Raw genomic sequence first — 22349 nt, forward strand, 5'->3', positions numbered from 1 at the left:
TTCCCGGACTCCGTAGCCGAGTTCGTCGTGGTGCAGGCAAGGTCCTTCGGTCGGCGCCAAAGTACATCGTACGAACAAATTTAGGGCGGCGCCTCCCTCAGGATGACTGGCCTTGTGAGCAGTGGCAGGGACCTTCCGCAGCCGGCTTCCCGCTCACTCCAATTAGATTTCGGTCATCGCCGCTATCTTCTTGCCGCGGTTGAAACTACACGCCCCGCAGCACGTATTCCCCGCCCGCTGTCCATCATCATCCCCCGCCTCCAACCCGTTGACGAGATGAACCGAATCCTGGTGCGATTCGCCGTCCTGGCGCTCGCCGCGTTCTTTGCGGCGGCTCCGCTGGCGGCTCAGCAGTATCCCGCCGAGCCGGGGGACGGCGTGGCGGACATGGCCGGCATCATCGGCCCCGCGGACGCCGACAGCCTGCGCGCCATGCTCGCCTCGCTGCGCACCGACGCGGGCGTGGAGGTGCGCGTGCTGACGGTCAAGAACATTGCCCGCTATGGGACGAACGACGCCACGCCCGAGGCGTTCGCGACCTCGGTCTACAACGATTGGAAGCTCGGGCTTGGCCAGCGGCAGGACGGCGTGCTGGTGCTGGTGTCGGTGGATGACCGGTTCGCGCGTATCGAGCTGGGCGACGAGGTGCCGGCGCAGCAGGACGCGCGGATGCAGGACATCATGGATAGCCAGATGGTCCCGCACTTTCGCGAGGGCAACTTCGACGACGGCGTCATGGACGGCGTGCGCGCCATCGCCGCGTCGTTCCGCGGTTCCGGCTACGCCGCGTCGCCGCAGCCGGGGGCCGGGTTCAGCGATCCACGGCCGGCGTACGACGCACCCGCCACCGGCACGGGGAACGACGACGGCGTGGTCGCGGGCGTGGTGGGGGTGCTGATCCTGGTTTCGGGGGTGGCGGGCGGCGCGCACTACCTGCGCAACCGCAAGCGCAACTGCGCCGAGTGCGGCAAGCCCATGCAGCGGCTGGACGAGTCGGCCGACAACGTGCACCTGGACAGCGGCCGCCAGCTGGAAGAGGTGCTGGGATCGGTGGATTACGACGTGTGGCAGTGCACCGGCTGCAGCCACCACCAGGTGCTGCCGTACCCGGCCATGTTCTCCAGCAAGAAGGACTGCCCGTCGTGCGGCTACAAGACGGTGATCGTCACCAGCACGGTCATCGAGCACGCCACCTACGACCACTCGGGGCGCGAGCGGGTGGAAAAGGACTGCCGCCACTGCGGATGGAACGACGTCGACATCGTCCATCTGCCGCGGAAGGAGCGTCCCACCAGCAGCTCCAGCCGTTCGTTCTCCAGCTCCGGCGGCTCGTCGAGCGGTGGGTCGTCGGGTGGCGGATGGTCGGGCCGAGGTGGAGGCGGCGGGGGCGGCGGATCCAGCTCGGGGCGCGGCGCCAGCGGCCGCTGGTAACGGCAGACAGGAACGCGTGTTGCGCGGAGAGGGTACTCACCCCCACGTTGCGCCCGAACCTCGAACGACGCTGACGATAGATGATGACGAAGAGCATGCGCCTGGGACTGATCCTGCTTCCGCTCGCGGCCGCGTGCGGCGGCCGCGAGTCGTCCGCCGCCGCGCCCGGTGATGCGCCGGAGCGCGTGACCGGCCGCGCGCCCGGCGCGGCGCAGCAGCAGGCGCCCGCGCCCACGGCGGTTCCCGGCACGGCGGCGCAGCCCGCGCAGCCGGCCGCCCCCGCCGGCCAGGCCGCCGCCCCCACGACCGGCACCACACCGGCGGCGGTGCCCGCCGCCCCCGCCAAGCCGCCGACGGAGGCGGAAAAGGCCAACCAGGACCGCGCCGCAGAGATCCTTACGCAGGCGGAGCGGGCGGCGCAGGGCATCCGATCGATGGAGGCGGACTTCACGCAGACGCTGAACGTGCCGCTGCTCAACACCAACCAGCGCAGTACGGGCAAGCTGTACCAGCGCAAGCCGGACCGCTTCCTGATGCGCTTCAGCGATCCGGAAGGCGACGTGATCGTGGCGGATGGACGACACTTCTGGCTGTACTATCCCAGCACCGACCGCACGCAGGTCATCCGCACCAGCATTGCCGAAGGCGGCGAGGCCGTGGACCTGCAGGCGCAGTTCCTCAGCAACCCCAACCAGCGCTTTGTCGCCACGCTGGTGGGCCAGGAGAGCGTGAGCGGGCAGCAGACGCACGTGCTTACGCTGGTGCCGCGCGGGGCGTCGCCGTACCGCATCCTCAAGGTGTGGATCGATACCGACGACCACCTGGTGCGCCGCTTTGAGATGACGGAGGAAAACAACTCCGTGCGCACGGTCGAGATGCGGAACCTGCGCACCAACCACGCGCTCCCCGACAACCTGTTCACGTTCACGCCCCCTGCCGGCGCCCAGGTCTTCGACCAGTAAGCCGGGAGATGGACGGATGGATGGATGATGATGGCGAGGCCGCTCCCGGCGTTCGGGAGCGGCCTCTTCCGTTCGATCGGTACCCCCTGAGGCGGATCAGCGCATCATCCTGGATCCGCAACGAACAGGTGTTTACGCGAAGCCGCGGAGGACGCGGAGAAAAGCATCTCTCCGTGCCTCCACGCCCTCCGTGCAGCCGCGTGACACCTTCGTTTTTCGGATGGAATCATAGCGAATCCGGCAAAACACCTCACCGCAAGTCGGACTACCGAAAACAGAGGTCAGGGTACAGAGGAACAGAGAACAGCCAGAGGAACAGAGGAGGAATGCGGATCACCTCTGTTCCTCTGGCTGTTCCCGGTTCCTCTGTACCTTCCGATGTCGTTTTTCCGGATTCGGTATCAGCATCAGGCGGCCAGGTACAGGTCGGGCTCATGGTGGCAGTTGTAGCACACCAGGTGGTGGGGCGAGCCGATCTTGCTGCCGGGTTTGAGCTGGATCGGCTCCTGGCAGCGCGGGCAGCTGCCATGGAACTCCATCACCCGGAACCGCCCGCCCCACGTCTTGTACGTCAGCACCGCACCGGTGAAGAACGGGATGGCGGTCAGGAACGGATCGCCGATGCTGACGAGCAGCATCCCCACGGAGGAGATCATCCACACAAAAGCGTACCACATGGTGCGAGACAGCCGCGCCAGCCGCGAGTAGCGCTGCACGCTCAGGTGCGCGGGGGCGTCCGCGTGGCCGGGAAGGATGATCCAGGCGGTGGGCCGGGCGGGGGCAGGCGAGGTATCCATGTAGGTAAGCCGCGCGTCTGGTGGACGATATCAAACCGCATCCGTGTCCTGCCCCTACATGATGCGTCGAGAAGAACCGGGCGCACATAGGAGAGAATGCGGATGCTCCGTCGGGGTTTGCCCCACGGCCCTCGGCCGGATCCGTAGGCAGCGGAGCGTTGCCGGAGCGCCGGATGCCGCCTATTGTTTGGCCGACCCGCCCCGCCGCTCCACATCATCCATCCCGTTCCTCATGCCCGCGACCGTCATGGCTGCCGCCGCCTTTACGCCCGCCGCCACCATCGACGAAGTGATCGCGCGGCTGGACGCCGCCATCGACCGCGCCCGGCGCGAGAACAGCCGGCTGGGCTACTTTGCCTGCCTGTACCGGCAGGTGACGGTGCGGGTAAAGGAGGGGATCGCGTCGGGACGGTTTCAGGACGGCCCGCGGATGGAGCGGCTGGACGTGATCTTCGCCAACCGCTACCTGGCCGCGCTGGAGGCGTACCAGGCTGGCGGCCGCCCCACGCACAGCTGGCGGGCGGCGTTCGACGCGGCCAAAGGAGATCTGCTCATCCTGCAGCACCTGCTGCTGGGGATCAATGCGCACATCAACCTGGACCTGGGCGTCGCCGCGGCCCAGACGGCGCCGGGGGCGGACCTGGCCGGGCTGGAGCACGACTTTCGCGAGATCAGCGCGCTGCTGGGCGAGCTGCTGGACGACGTGCAGGACCGCATTGGCCGCGTGTCTCCGTGGATGGGGCTGCTGGACTGGATCGGCATGCGCCACGACGAGGTGGTGTTCACCTTTGCGCTGGGCGGATCGCGCGACCTTGCGTGGAAGTGGGCGCAGCGCTTCGCCAGGACGGACGCGGCGCGGCTGCCGCTGGAGATCGATGCGCTGGACCATGTGGTCGTCACGCTCGCCAAGGCCATCCACAAGCCGCACATCTGGGTTCGCCCGGTGCTGCTGGCGATCCGGCTGCGGGAGTCGAAGGACGTGGGGCGCGTGCTGGATGCGCTTTCGTAAGGGGGGTACGAAGGTACGGTGTACGAAGGTACGAGAGTACGAAAGTACGGTGGTGCGAAGGGGAGCGCCCGGCGGCTTGGCTCGCCGGGCGCTTTTTCGTGTGCGTCAGGAGTTCGCGTCTTTCAGCAGCGCGCAGGAGCCATTTGTTCCGGGTGGCGTGACCCGTGCGGGCTCTCCATCGTCACTCTTCGGACGGTTTGCGCCGGGGCGGAACATCATCCGCAAAGCGTTTTACAACAACTGCTTGGATCAGTCGCCATCCTTCCGGGCGGGCGGTTTGGAGCGTGCTGGTCATTAAAACGCCCACCCGTACGTTACAGACGGTTCGCGGTCACCCGATCCCCTTATCCGTGGGGGACGCGGCGTGTGAGGGGTATCTCCGATGGATGCGGTACGGCGGCGCGAGTGCGTAGAGGAGTGCTGAGGCGCGATGAAGGTAATCTCGTTCGATTTCGTGTTGTTCCTGGCGCTGCTGTGCCTTGCGGGGCTGGTGGTGGAGGGGGCGCTTTCGATGTACCGGCGGCTCAAGCGGCGCCGCCACAGCCGCGGCGGCGCCGTGGGCGTGGTGGTGGACCGTCGCGGGCGCGTGCTGGGCACGTACCTGGACCCGTTCACGCATCCGCGACGTGTGGCGCGCATCCACGGCCCCGAGTCGCCGTGGAGCCCGCCCACGGGCTGGGGCGAAGCGCCTTCGTTCGCGTGGGAGGGCTTTGGCGAGACGGAGGAGGAGGCGCTCACCGCCGCCAACCGCCTGCGCCGCCGTCACCTGCAGCTGTTCGGCCTGCTGGAGCACGGAGAAGAGGATGAAAATCTTTCCGAAGACGGCGGCGTCGTTACGCCACCCTTCGCCTGATCGAACCAGCGGTTCGAGAATGCAAAGAGACGCGGGGGGCCTGATCGGTTCTCCGCGTCTTTTATCCGTACGCCACCGGGTGAATGCAAGTGGATATCGCAGCGTCCCGCGGACACACGACTGATCCCGAAGATCAGTCATCCTGAGGGAGCGCCACGCGATACCGTAATCCCACACCACCGCCTGCGCGCGACCGAAGGACCTTGTCTGCCTGATCGAGGGAGTTGAACGGCTCCCAGGGCTGGGCCTCGCGCGACCCGACAAAGATCCTTCGGTCGCGCGCAAGCTTCTGTGACTATGAAAGTTACGGGCGTGCGCTCCCTCAGGATGACACCGTACTTCCGATAGGAGCAGGTGAGGTTTGGCTAACACCCACTCGAAAATCCACTTTCAGAGGAACTTGACCGGCTCCCAGGGCTGGGCCTTGCGCAACCCGACAAAGATCCTTCGGTCGCGCGCAGGCTTCTGTGGCTATGAAAGTTACGAGCGTGCGCTCCCTCAGGATTACACCGTATCCCTGTTTGGAAGTAGGTGGGTTGGCGACACGCGCCGAGGAGGTATTTCCTCTCAGAACTGCTGGACGAAGGAAACCCAGAAGCGCTCGTTGAGCCGCGCCAGCCGCCCGCGCCGGCTCCACGCCTGGCGGGTGATTTCGCGCGCCTCCTTCAGGTCCGCCTCGAACGTATCCCGGATCTGCTGCCCGAAGCCGTGGTCCAGAATGCCGATCACCCCCTCCTGGTTCAACTCGCGGGAACGGATGTCCATGTTGGCGGAGCCCAGCACCGACCACACCCCGTCCACCACCAGCATCTTGGTGTGCATCATCGTGGGCTGGTATTCGAAGATGCGCACGCCGGCCGCAAGCAGCTCGTCGAAGTAGTACTGGCCGGCCCAGCGCACCATCGGCGCGTCGGTGAGCTTGTTGGGAAGCAGCAGCCGCACGTCCACGCCCTCGCGCGCGCGCTCCGCCAGCACGCGCCGCATGCTCTCATCCGGCGCGAAGTACGAGTTGGCCATGTAGATGGAATCGCGCGCGCACGCCACCGAAACCATAAAGAAGACGACCAGCGGCTGCGACTGCGTGGCGGGCGAGCTGATCACGTTCACGTGGCGCGACAATCCCTCGCCGCCGCCCTTGTTGCCGTCGGGATCGGGCGGATAGAACTCGTCGCCCACCAGGATCTCGCCCGTGACGTTGGCCCACAGCTGGGTAAACGCGGACTGCAGGTTGGTGGCAAGGCACCCGCTTACCTCCACCATCACGTCGCGCCAGTGCTCCTCGTCCTCGGCGTCGCCCAGCCACCGGTCGCCGATGGCCGCCCCGCCGGTGAACGCCACCTCACCGTCGATGACGATGGCGCGCCGGTGGTTGCGCTTGTGCGCAATGGAAAGCCAGCCGGGCGCGATGGGGTTGAAGAACTTGACCACGGCACCCACCTCTTCCAGCCGGCGGATGGTTTCCTTCTCCATCTTGTACGCGCCAAACGCGTCCAGCAGCAGCCGCACCTGCACCCCGGCGCGGGCGCGCTCCTCCAGCACCTCCACCACCCGGTCGGCCGCGCGCCCTGGCTCCCAGATGTAGACCATGAAGTTGATGGTGCCCCGCGCCTCCCGCATGGCCTTGAGCATCGCGGGAAAGATCTCGTCGCCGTTGTTCAGCAGCCTGGCCATGCCGCCGCGCATCAGCGGCCCGTTCACGGCACCGCTTACGGCCATCATGAACGCCTCGCTCCCCACCGGCGGGCGCGCGACCAGCGCCATGCGGGTGGGCTTCTGCAGCCCCCAGAACAGGGTGGCGATCGCGCTGATGATGGCGGCCGCGCCAATGACCGCGAACGGCACCAGCCAGCCCACGTGACGCGCGAGGAAGTCCGTCATCCGCAGAGGAGGGGTACGGGTAGGCTCCGGGGTTTGCCCGCCGCGGAATGCAAACGCCCGGCCGGAAGGTTCCGGCCGGGCGTTTTTCGTGAGCCGGCGAGGGGGTGAACGGGTGAACGGGTGAGCGGGTGACGGCGGATCACCATCACACCATCACAACCATCACACCATCACACCATCACACCATCACACCCCAGGCGAGCGGCGCACGGAGGGATGGGATCCGAACGCGGCCACGGCGGGGCGCACGGGCAGCGGGGCGGCGGCGGGCTGGGGGGCGCCGCGCTCCCGAACCACGACCGTCTCCACGATCTTGTCGTGGATCATCTGCCGGTTGCGGTCCCAGTAGACCTGTGCGAAGCCCAGCAGGCCCGTCACCAGGCCGGCCGCGTATCCACCAAAGCGCTCGAACGAGGTCCACATCGTCATCGGCTGGCCGTTCAGCCGAACGACGCGCACGCCGGCGAGCTTCTTCCCCGGCGTCTGGCCGCGCCACAGCGTGAGGAACGCCGTGAAGTACAGGCCCGTCCAGCCAAAGCCGATGCCCAGCTCGTCCAGCAGATCCGTGATGGCGTGCAGAATGCCGCGGTTCTCCGCGCGCTCCGCCCGCTGCGTGAGCACCTGGTTGGTGTCCTCCGCCTCCTTGAGCTCCCCGCGCAGCTCGTCCAGGCTGTCGCGCGCCAGCAGCGAGGCCAGCTGCGGCTGAACGCGGCGCGCGGCGGCGGTGTCGCCCGCGGCGGTGTAGGCGGCGTACGCGCGGGCCAGCGAGTCGGCGCTCACGGACGGGACGGAGGGGGCGGCGGACGCGGCGGCCGGCGGCGTGGCCAGCGCGGTCTGAACCACGTCCTCCATCCAGCGGCGGTCGGAGTTTTCCGCGATTCCTTCGAGCGTTTCGCGCACCTCATCCTCCGGCACCCCCGCCGCGCGAAAGCCCGACACCAGCTGCCCGGCCAGGCGCCGCGCCTCCGCCTCGCTGTCGGCCCCCTGGAACGCCGCTACGTCCCTGCTCAGCCCCAACGCCTGTACGGCCGACACCCGGACGCTGTCGCCGCCGCCCGTGGCCAACGTCATCTGCACACCCTGCGAGCCCATGATGCCGCGTACGGTCCGGGCACCCTTGCCCCAGACGCTGGTGGCCACCAGGAACAGGATGAGCGCCCCGAACGCGCGCACGCTGAAACGCACCACTCTGCCCAGCGGACGCGTGCCGGCGCCGGTCACCTTGCGCGACATGCGGAACGCGAAGAACGCCGCGGCCAGCCCCAGCAGCACGGGCCCCGCCATCTTGACCAGCAGCGCCACGATCAACAGGTCCAGCAGCATGGCCGTCAGCCGCCGCGACGGGCGCGCCAGCGGCAGCCCGATGATTCCCTGGCTGATCTGGAACGAGTCCGGGGTGATGACGAAAGTGGAGTTGCTGCGCATCGTCAGTCCTGAGCAGTGCTTGCGGACAGTGAACCGGCTGGAGTACGGAGGGGGGCGCCGCGGAGATTCGGATAGACGTCAAATCTAAACACAGACGACACTTACGTCCAGTGCGGCGGTTGCGTGGGGATGACGCGGTTGCCGATGCATCGCGGCTCGGCGAACAGGATCGAACGCGGCCGACGCGGGTGCCCCTCCCCCGGCCCCTCCCCGTTCGTGCCTCACGGAGAGGGGAGAGGGTTGCCGACGGTGTGCGGGCTCGTCGACTGGAATCGAACTGCGTCCGACGGGGCGCCCCCTCCGGGCGGGCACCACCCGCCCACCTCCCCCAAAAAACCCTGGGGGAGGTTGGGTTGCCGATGCATCGCGCCTGGGCGAACAGGATCGAACTGGCGACCGACGCGGTGCCCCTCCCCCGGCCCCTCCCCGTTCGTTCCTCACGGAGAGGGGAGGATTCGATTGCGCTTCCGCGGGGCACCACGCTTTAGCTCGGCTACGTTGTGTGCGCTTCGAGGGCGATCAGCCGCCAGAGGCCGCCCGCGCTCCCCCGCACCTCCATCCGCAGGTCGAAACCAGCGCGGGCGAGCGCATCCCGCATCTCCACACGCGAGTACATGCGCCGGTACTGCACGCGTGTGATGCGCATCCATGCGTTCAGCAGGCGCATCGGCAGGGGGTCGCGCAGCCAGTCGAGCAGCAGCAGACGCCCGCCCGGCCGCAGCACGCGCCGGATCTCCGCGAGCGCCGCATCCGCATCATCCCAGTAATGCAGCACCGACGCAGAGACAGCCGTATCGAAAGAACCGTCCCGCAGCGGCAGGCCCTCCGCATCCGCCGCGACGAAGCCGATCGGCCCCACGCCGCTCCCCTTCCCCCGCGCCACCCGCAGCATCTCCGGCGACAGGTCGACTCCCACGTATCCGCCGGTTCGACCCGCGGACCCCGTCAGGAGCGGCAGCAGGTTGCCCGTCCCGCATCCCACGTCCACTACTCGCCCAAGATCGCGGCCTTCGGTCCACGGCCGCAGCAGTTCCAGGCTCGCACGGTTGTAGCGCGCCCAGCGGCGGTCGTAGTCGGCGGCGGCGCGGTCGTACTCGGCGCGGATGGTCACGGAGGGCAGGGAGATAAAGGCTCCAGCTGACGAGGGAGGCGTTCGCGCGACCCGCCGCGCCCCTTCCGGGCGAGCACCACTCGCCCACCTCCCCCAAAAACCCCTGGGGGAGGTTGGTTGCAGAGTACGATCGTAGCGGTTCGGAGGCGCCGAGGTAAAGAACGTCAGAACCCGCCCTTCCTCGCAAACGGCGGCCAACGGCGTGGGGGAAAGACGAGAGCCCTCCGAAGCGGGATCAACTTCTCCCCTCTCCGCGAGGAACGAGCGGGGAGGGGTCGGGGGAGGGGCACCGTGGCACGCAGTTCGATGCGGTCCAGCCTCCCCTACTGCTCCATCCCGTAGCGCTGCAGCTTGCGGTAGAGCGTCGACGGGTCGATACCCAGCACCTCGGCGGCGCGCGTCTTGTTGCCGCTCTCGGAGGACAGCACCCAGTGGATGTACGCCCGCTCGATGATCTCCAGCGTGGGATTGGGCGGCAGGTTGGCGGAAACCAGCGGCTGCGCCTGCCGCTCGGTAATGCGCGGCGGCAGCGTGGACACCGCGATCTCGCCGCCGTCCGCCGTGAGCACGGCCGCACGCTCCAGGGCGTTCTCCAGCTCACGGACGTTGCCCGGCCAGTCGTACGACTGCAGCACGCTCACCGCGTCGGGCGACAGGCGCGGGACCGCGCGGCCGCGCTGCTCGGCGAAGCGGTCCAGAAAGTACTCGCACAGGATCGGCACGTCGTCGGGACGGTCGCGCAGGGGCGGAAGCTGCAGCGTGATGACGTTCAGGCGGTAGAACAGGTCGCTGCGAAAGCCGCCGCGGCGGATCTCTTCGTCCAGGTCGCGGTTGGTGGCGGCCATGATGCGCACGTCGATGGGCACCGGCTCGGTGGCGCCGACCGGGATCACCTCGCGCTCTTGCAGCGCGCGCAGCAGCTTTACCTGCGTGGCCGCCGACATCTCGCCCACCTCGTCCAGGAAAAAGCTCCCGCCCTTCGCCGCGACGAACAGCCCCTGCTTGTCGCGCACGGCGCCGGTGAACGAGCCGCGCACGTGGCCAAACAGCTCGCTTTCCAGCAGGTTCTCCGGAAGCGCGCCACAGTTGATGGAGACGAACGGCCCTTCGCCGCGGTCGCTGATGGTGTGGATGTACTTGGCCAGCACCTCCTTGCCCGTTCCCGACTCGCCGGTGATGAGCACGGTGGAATCGCTGGGCGCCACCGTCTCCGCCGTCCGCAGCACGTCGATGAAGCCGCGGCTGCGGCCGATGGGCCGGGCCACGTCGCTACGGTCGCGGCGGCGGATCTCCGTCTTGAGCGCCTGGTTTTCCTTCTTGAGCTGCCGCGATTCCGCCGCGCGGCGGCAGATGGCCACCAGTTCGTCGTTGCTGAACGGCTTCTGGATGTAGTAGAAGGCGCCCTCGTTCACGGCGCGCATGGCGGTCTGCAGCGACGCCTGCGCGGTCATCAGGATCACGGGGAGGGCGCGGTCCAGCTCCTTGGCGGCCAGCAGCACCTCCAGCCCGCCCACGCCGGGCATACGCACGTCGCTCAGCACCACGTCGGGCCGCACCTCGTGCAGCCGGTCCACGCCGGCCTGTCCGCCCACCGCCGTCTCCACGACAAAGCCCTCGCGCTTCAGCAGGATGCGCAGCGTGTCGAGGATGGCGGTCTCGTCGTCGATGATCAGGATCTTCGGCTCGCTCACGGCCGCTTCTTTCGCTGGTGACTGAAAATTTGATCGCGCTTCGGCGGAGATCGAGCTGCGCCCGCCGCGCCCCCTCCGCTCGCTCAGGCTCGCACCTCCCCCAAAAAACCCTGGGGGAGGTTGAGTTTCCGACGGATCGAGACTCGGCGAACGGAATCGAGCTGCGTCCGCCGCGGTGCCCCTCCCCCGGCCCCTCCCCGTTCGTTCCTCACGGAGAGGGGAGAAGTCGATCCCGCTTCGACAAGGTGCGTCGCACCTCCCTCCCCCGCGCAGTTTGCGGGGGAGGGCCGGGGAGGGGGCGGCCCACCATCCCGCACCATCCAATCCGAAACACACCACCACCTGCCTCACACCCAACCTCCCCGGCAGTTTCGGGGGAGGTGGGCCGGTGGTGCCGGCCCGGAGGGGGCCTGCGCCACACCCGCCGGAGCTCACCATCGGCCGTCTCGCCGCCGTCCCTCATCCGCTCGCGGAAGGTGGTGCGCTTAGACGGGCGAGTGAGGATCCTCCAGACCCACGGCAACTTCCGTCCCGCCGGACTGTTCGTCCGCCCCAGCCGCGGGGAGCGCGGGGAGGTAAAAGGCGAAGGTCGCGCCCCAGCCGTCGCCGCGCGGCTGGTCGACGAAGACGGCGCCGCCGTGGGCGTCGGCGGCGCGCTGCACCAGCGCCAGGCCCAGGCCCGTGCCGCCGGGGCGGCGGGTAAAGAACGGGTCGAAGATGTGCTCCGCGTTCTCCTCAGGCACCCCCGGCCCCGTGTCGGACACGTGGATCCGCACCGCGCGGGCCGCGCCCAGCCGGGGCGCCATCAGGTCCGTATCCACCGCGTCCAGCCGCACCTCCACCTTTCCCCCCTGCCCCGCCCACTGCACGGCGTTCAACGCCAGGTTCAGCACGGCGCGGTGCAGCAGGTCCTCGTCGCCGCGCACGTCCACGTGCTCCGAGGCGGCATCCACCTCGACGGACACCTCCACGCCGCGGGCCTGCGGGTGCGCCATCACCACGTCCACCGCGTGCCGCACCAGCTTGGCCAGGTCCAGCCGCTCCGCCGCCCGCAGCTTGGCGCGGGCAAAGTCGATGAACTCCGTGAGCAGGCGGCTCAGCCGGTCGCTCTCGCGCACCACCAGGTTGCCCAGCACCTGCCGGTCATCGGCGTCGATGCCGTCGCCGGTAAGCTGCTCGGTGGCGCTGCGGATGGAGGCCAGCGGGTTCTTGATTTCGTGCGCCAGCGAGGCGGAAAGCTCCGCCACCGCCTCCAGCCGCTCGGCCCGGCCGCGCAGCTGGTCCATCCGCTTGCGCTCCGTGATGTCCTGGAAGATGGCCGTCACCGACGGCAGGCTCCCCTCGTCGCGCTGGATGAGGGTAGTGCTCACGCCGAAGACCATCCCCCCGTCCGTCTCGTCCGTCTCAAAGCGCCGCACCGGGGTGCGGGTTTCCGCCGACTGCGCGATCACGCGGCCCAGCCCCGGCGCCACCGCGTCCAGCTTGGCCACGAACGGCCGCCCCAACCAGTCGGAGGCGCGAATGCGCAGCAGGTCGGCCGCGGCGGGGTTGATGAAGGCCAGCCGCCCCGCCCCGTCCACGGTGATCAGCCCGGTGGCGATGCTGGCCAGCACGTCGTCCGTGTCCAGCCGCAGCAGGCGAAGCTCCGTCTCCACCTCGCCCAGCACGGCGCCGGTCTGCCGCAGCCGGTCGCCCAGGTACCCCGTCGCCAGCGCCACGGAGGCAAAGAGCACCATCTGCAGAACGGAGCTGGCGTTGACCGTGTGGGTGCTCCAGATGATGTCGACAAAGAAGAGCAGGCTCACCAGCACGCCGATGAGCACGCCCCCCACGAACGGCAGCAGGATGGCGGCGGCGACGATCACCAGCACCCACAGCGGGACAAAGTCGCTCTCCGGGCCGCCGGTAAGGTGCACCACCGCGGCCACCAGCAGCACGTCGAACACCACCTGCCAGTACAGGTAGCCGCGGCCGGGCCTGCGGTTGGCCAGGTGCGTGTACCAGAACGACACCGCCGTGAACGCCGCCGCCAGCACCAGGATGAGCGAGGCGGCCAGGGTGATGTTGGCCTCGGCCTGCTTCCAGACCAGCGCGGCGGCCATGAAGATGGCGCCGGCCAGGCACAGGCGGCCCAGGTACACCCACGACAGCACGCGCTTGGGCTCCGGCAGCCGTCCGGATGAGAACCGCTGCTTCATGCGCCGCCCCGCGCGCGCCTGCTGAAAATCGCCGATCGCATGAAGGGTCCGCGGATGCGCGTTGGGTGTGGTCCCGAAGTGCTCAAACGTAGTGAGATCATGGGATTGTGGACCGGCGGAGGCGTGCGGTCAAGGCGGAGCCCTCCCCCGGCGGCGCCCGAGAGCGCGCCACCCCCTCCCGCAAACAGCGCGGGAGGGGGGATACACGGCACGGGCAGTGGTGGCGGGTCGGCCGGTATGGGCGGCGGGCCGGCGCCCTTTCCGGGCGGGCACCACCCGCCCACCTCCCCCAAAACCCCTGGGGGAGGTGGGGTGTGGGGCGGAGATCTCGGCGCTGCGAATGAGATCGAACTGCATCCGCGGGCGGCCCCCTCTCCCGGCCTCTCCCCCGCAAACAGCGCGGGAGAGAGGTGACGCAAGCCGAACGTCCAGGGCGCTCCGGCAGGAGGATTTCTGACCGTAGCCTGTCGAAGCGGGATCGAAGTTTATACCCTCTCCCGCTTGCGGGAGAGGGTGCGAGCCTAAGCGAGCGGGTGAGGGCCCCCGCGGACGCAGTTCGATCCCTATCGTCGTCCGGATCCGCCGAAACGAAAAAGCCGGAACCGCGCTCCGCGATCCCGGCTCTTTTCACTCACGCACTTCCGCACTAACGCACTCACGCACTGGGGGCCGTCAGTCCGAAAGATCCCAGTCGTCCGCGGCGGCCTTCATCCGCATGTCGGCGGGGGAGGCGTGCTGGATGGCGGGGAGCGGCACGTACTTGCGCGCGATGTCCATGGTGTTCTCCACCTTCAGCTGCCGGAACAGAAAGGTGAACGTCTCGTTCAGCACGCCGCGAATGCGCTCGCGGTCGCCCTCGGGCAGCTCCCACAGCTCGCGCTTGAACGCGCCCAGCGCCTTTTTGCGCGCCTTGTAGATGAACTGCTCCTCCGTATCCCCCGCCTTGCGCTCGTCGGGGAAGTTCTGGCGGCAGTGCTCGTACATCCGGTCGCGCAGCTCCGACGGCAGGTGGTCGTACGCGATGTTCTGAAAGTTGGTGGCCAGGTGGATCTCCGCCGTCTCCACCGTGGAAAAGTTGCCGAAGGCGCTCTGCGGCAGCGTGCTGGCCCCGTGCTGCACCGCGCCCGACATCCCGTACTCGTCACGCGCGATCTGCGACAGCGTACGCAGCGTCTCGAAGTCGATGGCTACGTCGGCGATGGAGCCGTCGGGCAGCACCGTGCCGCCGTGGGTGGTGCCGCTCTGCACGCTGATCTTGCTGAGCCCGGGCACCGGCCGCCCCTCCTTGTCGCCCAGGGCCTGCAGCGCGCGGTTGTAGCCGTCCATGTACGCGCGCAGCTCTTCGGGCGTGCTGTTCTCCGTCCCCACCTCGCCGATCTCGCCGCCGATGCTCACGGTGACGCCCGCCGGCTCGTAGTGGCGCACGTACGCCGTAAGCTCGGCCGACAGGCGGGAGTTGAGCGCCTGCTGCGCGTCCAGACCCTCCTGCGACAGGTCGACCAGCGTGCTGGTGTCGATGTCGATGTTGTAGAAGCCGGCGTGCAGACCCTCGCGGATGATGTCCTTGACCGCGCGCAGCTCCGGCTCCGGATCGGCCTTGTACTTCTTGGCGTTCACCTGAAAGTGGTCGCCCTGGACAAAGAGCGGGCCGCTCCACCCCTCCTTGATGGCCGCGGCGATCATCACGCTCACGTACTCCGCCGGCCGCTGGTCGGTGTAGCCGATCTCGGAGCGGGCGATCTCGCAGATCAGCGCGCCCACCTTGAGGTCGCGCGCCGCGCTGAACAGGGCGCGGGCGGTGTCGTACGCGGCGGCGCGGACGTTCATGGCGGGGACGGTGAACCCGCCGATCTCGCCGCGGCCGCGGGCCAGGTACAGCTCGTGGATGGAGGCGGGGGCAATGCCCACGGCGTGGCCGGCGTGCAGCAGCAGCCAGCGGGCCGTGTCGCGCACGTCCTCATCCTCGCCAAAGACGGCGGCGCGGATGAGCCGGTCCACCCCGCCGGACCGAAGCGCGTCGGCGCTCACCAGCGCAAAGGCGCCGCCCTCGGCGGTCACGGACTCGCGGACCTCGTCCAGCAGCGCGCGGACGGACGGGCGGCAGAGAAGGTCCTGCCCGTCCGCTGCGGTCGCGACGGTGTTCACCATGATCTTCCTCGGATCGGATACGGATTTTCGGAATGCGTCGGGTCCGCCGCCAGGGTACGGCCGCGGCGGCGGGAATCTGTTCGCGGCGTGCGCCCATGGCAAGATTCAGGCGCAAGGCCAGGCCACGTCCGCACGATGGCGGGATCTACATTATCGGCCCGAAACGGTTGACGGTGCCCTCAATCCGCTTCATTACATAGTCATGCGGCTCTCCCACTCCCCACCTGCTTTCGATCGGCCGATGACACGCTGGATCGGCGCCGGGCTCCTGGCCCTGCTCACAATGACGGGCGTCTTCCTCGCTCACCGCGCCGGCGCCGGTGCCCGCGCGGATGAGCCCGCCGCGGGAAAAAACCACGACGCACAACCGCAGGTGCCGGCGGCGCCCCCCTCTCCGGTCACGACGCCGGGCACACGTTCCCCGGAAATAGGGCTGATCGGCGATGCGCGGATGGGGGACGCCGGACGGATGTACCTGCTGGACGTGATGGAACGGCGTGTGGGTGTTTCCGCCGGTGACGACGCGATCGCGTGGACGGGACGGATGGGCCGCGGCCCGGGCGAGTTCTTCGTGCCGGTCGCCTTGGCGGCAGGCGCGGAAGTGCTGTACGTACTGGATCGTGGCAACCAGCGCATCGAGCAGTACCGCACGGCCGATGGCGCGCTGGAGCGGACGGGGAGCCTGGCGCTCGAGCTGCATCCCCATGACTTGGCCCTCTGCCGGGGCAGGCTCTATGTCCTGGGCGCGCACCGGGGCCATGCGCTCCACGAGATCTCTCCCCACGACGCGAGGGTGATCCGCTCGTTCGCCCCTGATCCCGAACTCGACGATCCGCTACGCGCTTCGTACCGCGCGGGCGGTCACCTGGCGTGCGGGCACGCGGACGAGATCGTCTTTCTTCCACAGCTTCGGCCGGAGGTGCTGCGTTTTTCGCTGGCGACGGGCGCGCTGCTGGGCACCGTCTCCCTGCCCCGGTACAACGCCGTGCGCATCCGCCATCTGGGCGATGCGGTGTCATTCCACGCGGAGAATGGCGCGCACGACGTAGGCATCTCCGTGCTCCCGCTGTCCGACGGCCGCGTGCTGGTGCAGGCGGGCGAGGTGCGGCAGGCGACCGGCGGCGACGAGTTCAGCGCCATCCGCAGCTACGTGGTGGACTGGGGTCGCCCGGCCGCCCGTGTCCTCTCGGATACGTTGCCCCGCATCACGGACCTGCGCGACGGCTGGGCGCTTGCCGTGGACACCGATCCCGAGCCGGCCGTCCGCCGGATCCGCTTCGCCCTTCCGCCCTCGTAGATCGGTCTCCGCCCGCGTAGCCCGCGCCGCCGACTGTGCGCGAGGTATCCTATCCCGGAGAGGAGGACGAGGATGCCGCGTTTGATGAACGCCTGCACCCAGCCATCCCCAGTGCGGGCGTTCGTGCGTCCGCCCCCCGCTGGTCTGCCCCTTGCTCTCCCCGGCCGCATGCCGAAAACGAGCACGGTGGTGAAATGGGCGGGCGCGGCGGCGGCCGCGGCGGCCGCGGCGGGAGCGGTGGGAGCGTATACGCTGCTGGAGCCGCTGTGGCTGCAGGTCACGCGGCCGCGCATCCACGTCCGCGGGCTGCACCCGGACCTGGAAGGCTTCCGCATCGCGCTGCTGACGGACATGCACGCGGGCGAGGGCACGCCGCTCTGGCTCATCCGCCGCGCGGCGCGGCTGGCCATGCGCGCGCGGCCGGACGTGATCGCTCTGACCGGCGACTTTGCGGCGGACGACGCGGGGACGTTCGCGCCCGTGCTGGACGCGCTGGCCGGACTGGCCGCGCCGCACGGGGTGTGGGCCGTGCCCGGCAACCACGACTACACGGTGGGGATCGACAGGTGGCACGCGGAGCTGCGCGCCCGGCCCCACCTGCGCGACCTGACCAACCGCGCCGTGCTGGCAAAGGTGGGCGACGCCTCGCTCTGCATCGCCGGCGTCGACGACTACACGCAGGGCCGCCCCTCGCTGGACTCGCTGCCGCCGCCCGAGGAGCGCGACTTTACCCTGCTGCTGGCGCACGACCCCGACCAGGCGGAAAAGGCGCGCCGTGCGTACGACGCGGTCGACCTGGTGGTGAGCGGGCACACCCACGGAGGCCAGGTGCGGCTGCCGGTGGTGGGCGCCATCAAGAATCCCGCGGAGCGCGAGGACCTGTACGAGGAAGGGCTGCGAAGGCGTCCGTGGACGCAGGTGTACACGTCGCGCGGGGTGGGAACCGTCCACCTTCCGGTACGTTTGCTGTGTCGTCCAGAGGTCGCCATCCTGCAGCTTACGGGCGCGCCCAGGCCGCCGATCCGGTGATACGCCGTAAACATCTGTGCGGCCCATTCTTTGCAAATGTGCTGGGGAAAACAGACCGGGGAGACGTGCGGCGGAGCGGCGCCCCGGCGGTGGAGCGGAATCCGTCGTAGCGGAGGGGATCATGGCTCGACAGACTGGCGTGGTGGAGTTCTTCAAGGACGACAAGGGCTTCGGCTTCATTCGTCCGGACGATGGCGGAAAGGACGTGTTCGTGCACCACTCCTCCATCCAGATGGAAGGGTTCAAGTCGCTCAAGCGCGGCGACCGGGTGGAGTACGAAATCCAGGAGGACCCCAAGGGGCCCCGCGCCGCGGACGTGCGGAAGGTGGAGGACTGACGCGCCCCACCCCCCAGACAATTCGAAGCTCCTACGACGCAGACGGCGCCGCTCTCCTCATCGGGGAAGCGGCGCCGCCCGCTTTGGCGGGATGAAAAGCGCTCACGCGGAGCCGCGGAGGGCGCGGACGGCGCGGAGGCGCGGAGACCTGCTTTGTCTCCGCGCCTCCATGCTTCCGTACGAGAGTTTTTCATCCGCCTGATCTGGGACGAAACGTTGTTCTGGAGAGACGAACGGTGGAGGACGGGGACGAGTCGTAATGGTCGAGAGGATCGAGCTACAAATGACCTAAACCCCCGCTACACAAAGCTTTTCATCTACTCTCGCCGTAACTATCTTACACCCGATCGCCCGCCGCACTCCCTTCCGACCGGCATTCCGCCGTGACCGCAGCCCAGATCCCCTTCCCCACCTTTGCGGCCGACCCGCCCGCGCGCACGGCAACGGCCGAGTTCGTCCGTCTCTGCCCGTGGCGGGTGGGGTTCATCCTCTTTGCCGTGGCCACGCTGCTGGGCACGCTGGACGTATGGCTGATGTACGCCGTTGCCGCCGCGAACGACAAGCCGCGCCTTGCCGTGCTCGCCGCCGTCTCGTTCCCCAGCTGGTACGTAACGGTTCCGCTGGTGCCCGCGGCGCTAAAGGTGGCGGATGCCTTTCCACTGGCGCCGGGGCGCTGGCGGCGCTCGCTGCTGGTACACATCCCCGCCTCCGTCGCGTTTGTCGTCATTCAGCTCGCGCTGTCCAGCTGGCTCTCCGATTTCGTTCTGGCGCCCAGGCTGGTGGCGCGCGCGGAGCTTCCCCCCACCTTTGGCGACTTTGGCGCCAACATGGGGCGGCTGATGTCGATGTACTTTACCACCTTCATCGCCTTTTACTGGCTGATCGTGGGGGCGCACCACACCTTTTTCTACCTGCGCCGCGCGGTGGAGCGCGACCGGCAGGCGTCGGAGCTGGCGCTGCACGCGTCGCGGCTGGAGGCGGGGCTGGCCCAGGCCAACCTGCGCGCGCTCAACATGCAGCTTCAGCCGCACTTTCTGTTCAACACGCTCAACGCCATCTCGGTGCTGGCGGCCAAGGGCGAGCGCGCGCAGACGGTGCGGCTGATCGGGCGGATGAGCGACCTGTTGCGGATGTCGCTGGAGAACAGCGAGCAGACGCTGCCGCTGGTGCGCGAGCTGGAGTTCGCGCAGCGGTACCTGGACATCGAGCAGGTGCGCTTTGCCGACCGGATGACGGTGCGCTTTGACCTGGCGCCCGACACCATGGCCGCGCTGGTGCCCAGCATGGTGCTGCAGCCGCTGGTGGAGAACGCGGTCAAGCACGGGATCGCCCGGCGGCGCGCGGCGGGGCGCATCGAGGTGCGCGCGCGGCGGCTGGACGACCGGCTGGAGCTTGCCGTGCGCGACGACGGCCCTGGCTTCGACGTCGCGCCGGCGGCCGGGCGCACGGGCGTGGGGCTGGCCAACACGCAGGCGCGGCTGGAGCAGCTGTACGGCCGCGGCGGCTTTGAGATGTACCGCGGCAACGGGCCCGGCGGTGGCGCGCTGGTGCGCATCATCATCCCCTTTCGCCTGGCGCCGCCCAGCGAAGAGGATGGGTCGAACGTCATCTCGGCGGAGGCGGTATGAGCATCCGCACGCTCATTGTGGACGACGAGCCGCTGGCGCGCGACGGCGTTCGCATGCACCTGGCGCACGAGGCCGACGTAGAGGTGGTGGGCGAGGCGGCCGACGGGGTACAGGCGGTGGAGGCCATCCGCGCGCTGCGCCCGGACCTGGTGTTTCTGGACGTGCAGATGCCCGAGGTGGACGGGCTGCAGGTGGTGGAGCGCATTGGCGCGGGGCGGATGCCAGCGGTGATCTTTGCCACGGCGTACCACCAGCACGCGGTGCGCGCCTTTGAGCTGCACGCGGTGGACTACCTGCTCAAGCCGGTAACGGAACAGCGCATCCGCAACGCCATGACGCGCGCGCGGCTGCGCCTGGCCACCCGCGGCGAAGAGGAGCTGACGGCGCGGCTTGAGGCGCTGCTGGAAGACCTGCGCGCCCTGCACGCCCGCGCCGACGAAGGGGCGGAGCCCGCGCAGGCGCCCAGAAAGTACGCCGCGTGGATCAGCGTGGCCGGGCGCACCAGCACGCAGCTGGTGCGGGTGGAGGACGTGGACTGGTTCGAGGCGGAAGGCAACTACGTGCGGCTGCACGTGGGCAAGGTGACGCACCTCATCCGCTCCACGCTGCGGGCGATGGGCGACCAGCTGGACCCGGCGATGTTCATCCGCATCCACCGCTCCACCATCGTCAACGTGAACCGCATCCGCGAGATCCAGCCGTGGTTCGGCGGCGACTACATCGCGCTGCTGAACGACGGCCGCCAGCTGCGCGTTTCCCGCAGCCACCGCGAGCAGCTGCTGCGGCCGGTGTTTTAGGGGCGAGGGAATAGGGAATAGGGAATAGGGAATAGGGAATAGGGAATAGGGAATAGGGAATAGGGAATAGGGAATAGGGAATAGGAATCGCGCGTTCCCGACGGGCCCTCTCCCCCGACCGGCCTTTCGCTCGTTCCTCGCGACGGCGGTCGACCCCTCCCCCAACTTCGGGGGAGGGGTGGGTGTTGGACGGGCGTGCGGCGCGCTACGGAAGGCCCTGCCGGAGCTCCGAAGCGCGGTTCGGGAGGCTCGCTTCACATCATGGCTTCCGCGGCGCGAAAAGCATTCGGGTGCGCGTCACCTCTCCCCCGAAGTTGGGGGAGAGGCGGGGAGAGGGGGCCGCCCGCGGACGCAGTTCGATGTGTGCCAAAGCGCCGAGCCCTCTCCCCTACCATCACACCATCACACCATCACACCATCACACCATTACACCATCACACCATCACACCATCACACCATCACACCATCACACCATCACACCATCACACCATCACACCCTACGGCACCAGCACTATCTTCCCGAACTGCCCGCCCGCCTCCAGCCGCTCGTGCGCCAGGCGCGCCTCGTCCAGCGGGAGAACGGAATCGATCACGGGCTTCAGGCGGCCGGAGAAGATGACGCGCAGCAAGTCCTCGAACTCGCCGCGGGATGCCATGGTGGTCCCGATCACCTGGATCTGCCGCCAGAACACGCCGCGCAGGTCCAGTTCCACCTTGGGCCCCGCCGTGCCGCCGTACGTCACCAGCCGCCCGCCGTTCGCCAGCGCGCGCACGCTTCCCGCCCAGGTGGGGCCGCCCACGTTCTCCACCACCACGTCCACGCCGCGCTTGCCGGTGTCCTTGTAGACCGCTTTCGACCAGTCCGTCTCCCCACGGTCGTAGACGACGTCCGCGCCCAGCTCGCGCAGCCGCTGCACCTTCTCCGCGCCTTTGGTAACGGCGAACACGCGGGCCCCCATCAGCCGGCCGATCTGCACCGCGGCCAGCGCCGTGCCGCCCGACGCGCCGATCACCAGCACGTCCTCGCCAGGCTTGAGCACGGCGCGGGTGACCAGCGCGCGCCACGCCGTCATGTACGAGATGGGGATCGCCGCGGCCTCCTCGAAAGGCATCTCGTCGGGGATGCGATAGACGTGGTCCGCGTCGGCCACTACGAACTCCGCAAAGCCGCCGTCCGTGTGCTCGCCCAGGATGCGGAAGCGCTGGCACATCGATTCCTCGCCGCGCGCGCACGCCCAGCAGCGGCCGCACCACAGGGAGGGGTTGATGACGACGCGCTCGCCCACCCGCGCCTCATCCACTCCCGCGCCCACCTCCGCGATCACGCCCGCGATGTCGGAGCCGCCGATGTGCGGCATGGTGGTCTCGATGGGGATCCCGCGGCGCACCCACAGGTCCAGGTGGTTCATGGCCGAGGCGCGCACCTGCACCAGCACCTGCCCGTCGCCCGGGTCGGGCCGCGGGACCTGCTCGATGCGGACGACCTCGGGGCCGCCGTGCTCGTGAAAGATGGCCGCGCGCATTGAGGTGAACGGGTGAGGGGGTGAACGGGTGAAGGGGTGAAGGGGTGACGGCCGACGAACGTAGATGTCCGCTGGATGCGGGGCAACGGCGGCGCCCGCGCGAACCGCGGCGCCCCCTCCGGGCCGGCACCACCGGCCCACCTCCCCCGAAACTGCCGGGGGAGGTTGGGTGTGAGGCTGGGGAGGGAGCGTCTTCGGGAGAGGATGGTGCGGGATGGTGGGCCGCCCCCCTCCC

17 protein-coding genes are annotated in these 22349 nt (G+C 68.9%); 9 read left to right on the forward strand and 8 right to left on the reverse strand.

Annotated features, from left to right (window positions below):
* The first annotated feature begins 276 nt into the window (after positions 1-276).
* On the forward strand, positions 277-1431 hold the full coding sequence (locus tag ACOJUJ_RS20840) for a TPM domain-containing protein (RefSeq protein WP_420128838.1): 1155 nt from the start codon (positions 277-279) through the stop codon (positions 1429-1431).
* Positions 1432-1514: 83 nt separating this feature from the next.
* Entirely contained in the window at positions 1515-2393 is an 879-nt protein-coding gene (gene lolA / locus ACOJUJ_RS20845; RefSeq protein ID WP_420128839.1) for an outer membrane lipoprotein chaperone LolA, read from the forward strand.
* Positions 2394-2800: 407 nt separating this feature from the next.
* On the opposite strand, the gene ACOJUJ_RS20850 is transcribed toward lolA, so the two are convergent.
* Entirely contained in the window at positions 2801-3190 is a 390-nt protein-coding gene (locus ACOJUJ_RS20850; protein ID WP_420128840.1) for a hypothetical protein, read from the reverse strand.
* A gap of 232 nt (positions 3191-3422) precedes the next feature.
* Between ACOJUJ_RS20850 and ACOJUJ_RS20855 the strand changes: the two genes are divergently transcribed.
* Together ACOJUJ_RS20855 and ACOJUJ_RS20860 are read left to right on the forward strand one after the other, a co-directional pair.
* On the forward strand, positions 3423-4199 hold the full coding sequence (locus ACOJUJ_RS20855; protein ID WP_420128841.1) for a DUF5995 family protein: 777 nt from the start codon (positions 3423-3425) through the stop codon (positions 4197-4199).
* A 430-nt stretch (positions 4200-4629) separates the two neighbouring features.
* A complete protein-coding gene (locus ACOJUJ_RS20860) occupies positions 4630-5052 on the forward strand; it encodes a hypothetical protein (protein ID WP_420128842.1) in 423 nt (140 codons plus the stop codon).
* Between the two features lie 567 nt (positions 5053-5619).
* On the opposite strand, the gene ACOJUJ_RS20865 is transcribed toward ACOJUJ_RS20860, so the two are convergent.
* The 6 genes from ACOJUJ_RS20865 to ACOJUJ_RS20890 all read right to left on the reverse strand — a co-directional run bounded on the left by ACOJUJ_RS20865 (position 5620) and on the right by ACOJUJ_RS20890 (position 15503).
* Entirely contained in the window at positions 5620-6930 is a 1311-nt protein-coding gene (locus ACOJUJ_RS20865) for a phospholipase D-like domain-containing protein (protein ID WP_420128843.1), read from the reverse strand.
* A gap of 186 nt (positions 6931-7116) precedes the next feature.
* On the reverse strand, positions 7117-8355 hold the full coding sequence (locus ACOJUJ_RS20870; RefSeq protein ID WP_420128844.1) for an RDD family protein: 1239 nt from the start codon (positions 8353-8355) through the stop codon (positions 7117-7119).
* Between the two features lie 493 nt (positions 8356-8848).
* The gene (locus tag ACOJUJ_RS20875) at positions 8849-9466 is read right to left on the reverse strand and encodes a class I SAM-dependent methyltransferase (protein ID WP_420128845.1); all 618 of its coding nucleotides are present in this window, start codon (positions 9464-9466) and stop codon (positions 8849-8851) included.
* 323 nt (positions 9467-9789) lie between these two features.
* The gene (locus ACOJUJ_RS20880) at positions 9790-11157 is read right to left on the reverse strand and encodes a sigma-54-dependent transcriptional regulator (protein ID WP_420128846.1); all 1368 of its coding nucleotides are present in this window, start codon (positions 11155-11157) and stop codon (positions 9790-9792) included.
* A gap of 485 nt (positions 11158-11642) precedes the next feature.
* Positions 11643-13355 carry an ATP-binding protein gene (locus ACOJUJ_RS20885; protein ID WP_420128847.1) on the reverse strand — a complete coding sequence of 571 codons (1713 nt, stop codon included), beginning with the start codon at positions 13353-13355 and terminating at the stop codon, positions 11643-11645.
* 672 nt (positions 13356-14027) lie between these two features.
* A complete protein-coding gene (locus ACOJUJ_RS20890; RefSeq protein WP_420128848.1) occupies positions 14028-15503 on the reverse strand; it encodes a class II fructose-bisphosphate aldolase in 1476 nt (491 codons plus the stop codon).
* On the opposite strand from ACOJUJ_RS20890, the gene ACOJUJ_RS20895 reads away from it, so the two are divergent.
* The 5 genes from ACOJUJ_RS20895 (at position 15493) to ACOJUJ_RS20915 (ending at position 20591) form a co-directional block, all read left to right on the forward strand.
* Positions 15493-16800 (forward strand): hypothetical protein, encoded by a 1308-nt coding sequence (locus ACOJUJ_RS20895; protein ID WP_420128849.1) that lies wholly within the window; start codon positions 15493-15495, stop codon positions 16798-16800. The genes ACOJUJ_RS20890 and ACOJUJ_RS20895 overlap by 11 nt on opposite strands.
* A 168-nt stretch (positions 16801-16968) precedes the next feature.
* Positions 16969-17829, forward strand: coding sequence for a metallophosphoesterase (locus ACOJUJ_RS20900; protein WP_420128850.1), 861 nt, complete (start codon positions 16969-16971; stop codon positions 17827-17829).
* 121 nt (positions 17830-17950) lie between these two features.
* Positions 17951-18166 carry a cold-shock protein gene (locus tag ACOJUJ_RS20905; protein WP_420128851.1) on the forward strand — a complete coding sequence of 72 codons (216 nt, stop codon included), beginning with the start codon at positions 17951-17953 and terminating at the stop codon, positions 18164-18166.
* A 383-nt stretch (positions 18167-18549) separates the two neighbouring features.
* On the forward strand, positions 18550-19794 hold the full coding sequence (locus tag ACOJUJ_RS20910; protein WP_420128852.1) for a sensor histidine kinase: 1245 nt from the start codon (positions 18550-18552) through the stop codon (positions 19792-19794).
* Complete coding sequence (locus ACOJUJ_RS20915) at positions 19791-20591, forward strand: LytR/AlgR family response regulator transcription factor (protein ID WP_420128853.1); 801 nt, start codon at positions 19791-19793, stop codon at positions 20589-20591. The genes ACOJUJ_RS20910 and ACOJUJ_RS20915 overlap by 4 nt, the downstream gene beginning before the upstream one ends.
* 497 nt (positions 20592-21088) lie before the next feature.
* Here ACOJUJ_RS20915 and ACOJUJ_RS20920 read toward each other — a convergent pair whose 3' ends face one another.
* Positions 21089-22114, reverse strand: coding sequence for a zinc-binding dehydrogenase (locus tag ACOJUJ_RS20920; protein ID WP_420128854.1), 1026 nt, complete (start codon positions 22112-22114; stop codon positions 21089-21091).
* Positions 22115-22349: the final 235 nt, after the last annotated feature.

The organism is Longimicrobium sp. (genome assembly GCF_048594345.1).
Classification (GTDB): domain Bacteria; phylum Gemmatimonadota; class Gemmatimonadetes; order Longimicrobiales; family Longimicrobiaceae; genus Longimicrobium.

Bases quoted from the DNA above. Each gene is read 5' to 3' on its own strand.
- ACOJUJ_RS20840 (WP_420128838.1), top strand. From the start codon at position 277: ATGAACCGAATCCTGGTGCGATTCGCCGTCCTGGCGCTCGCCGCGTTC.
- lolA (WP_420128839.1), top strand. From the start codon at position 1,515: ATGACGAAGAGCATGCGCCTGGGACTGATCCTGCTTCCGCTCGCGGCC.
- ACOJUJ_RS20850 (WP_420128840.1), bottom strand. From the start codon at position 3,190: ATGGATACCTCGCCTGCCCCCGCCCGGCCCACCGCCTGGATCATCCTT.
- ACOJUJ_RS20855 (WP_420128841.1), top strand. From the start codon at position 3,423: ATGCCCGCGACCGTCATGGCTGCCGCCGCCTTTACGCCCGCCGCCACC.
- ACOJUJ_RS20860 (WP_420128842.1), top strand. From the start codon at position 4,630: ATGAAGGTAATCTCGTTCGATTTCGTGTTGTTCCTGGCGCTGCTGTGC.
- ACOJUJ_RS20865 (WP_420128843.1), bottom strand. From the start codon at position 6,930: ATGACGGACTTCCTCGCGCGTCACGTGGGCTGGCTGGTGCCGTTCGCG.
- ACOJUJ_RS20870 (WP_420128844.1), bottom strand. From the start codon at position 8,355: ATGCGCAGCAACTCCACTTTCGTCATCACCCCGGACTCGTTCCAGATC.
- ACOJUJ_RS20885 (WP_420128847.1), bottom strand. From the start codon at position 13,355: ATGAAGCAGCGGTTCTCATCCGGACGGCTGCCGGAGCCCAAGCGCGTG.
- ACOJUJ_RS20890 (WP_420128848.1), bottom strand. From the start codon at position 15,503: ATGGTGAACACCGTCGCGACCGCAGCGGACGGGCAGGACCTTCTCTGC.
- ACOJUJ_RS20900 (WP_420128850.1), top strand. From the start codon at position 16,969: ATGCCGAAAACGAGCACGGTGGTGAAATGGGCGGGCGCGGCGGCGGCC.
- ACOJUJ_RS20905 (WP_420128851.1), top strand. From the start codon at position 17,951: ATGGCTCGACAGACTGGCGTGGTGGAGTTCTTCAAGGACGACAAGGGC.
- ACOJUJ_RS20915 (WP_420128853.1), top strand. From the start codon at position 19,791: ATGAGCATCCGCACGCTCATTGTGGACGACGAGCCGCTGGCGCGCGAC.
- ACOJUJ_RS20920 (WP_420128854.1), bottom strand. From the start codon at position 22,114: ATGCGCGCGGCCATCTTTCACGAGCACGGCGGCCCCGAGGTCGTCCGC.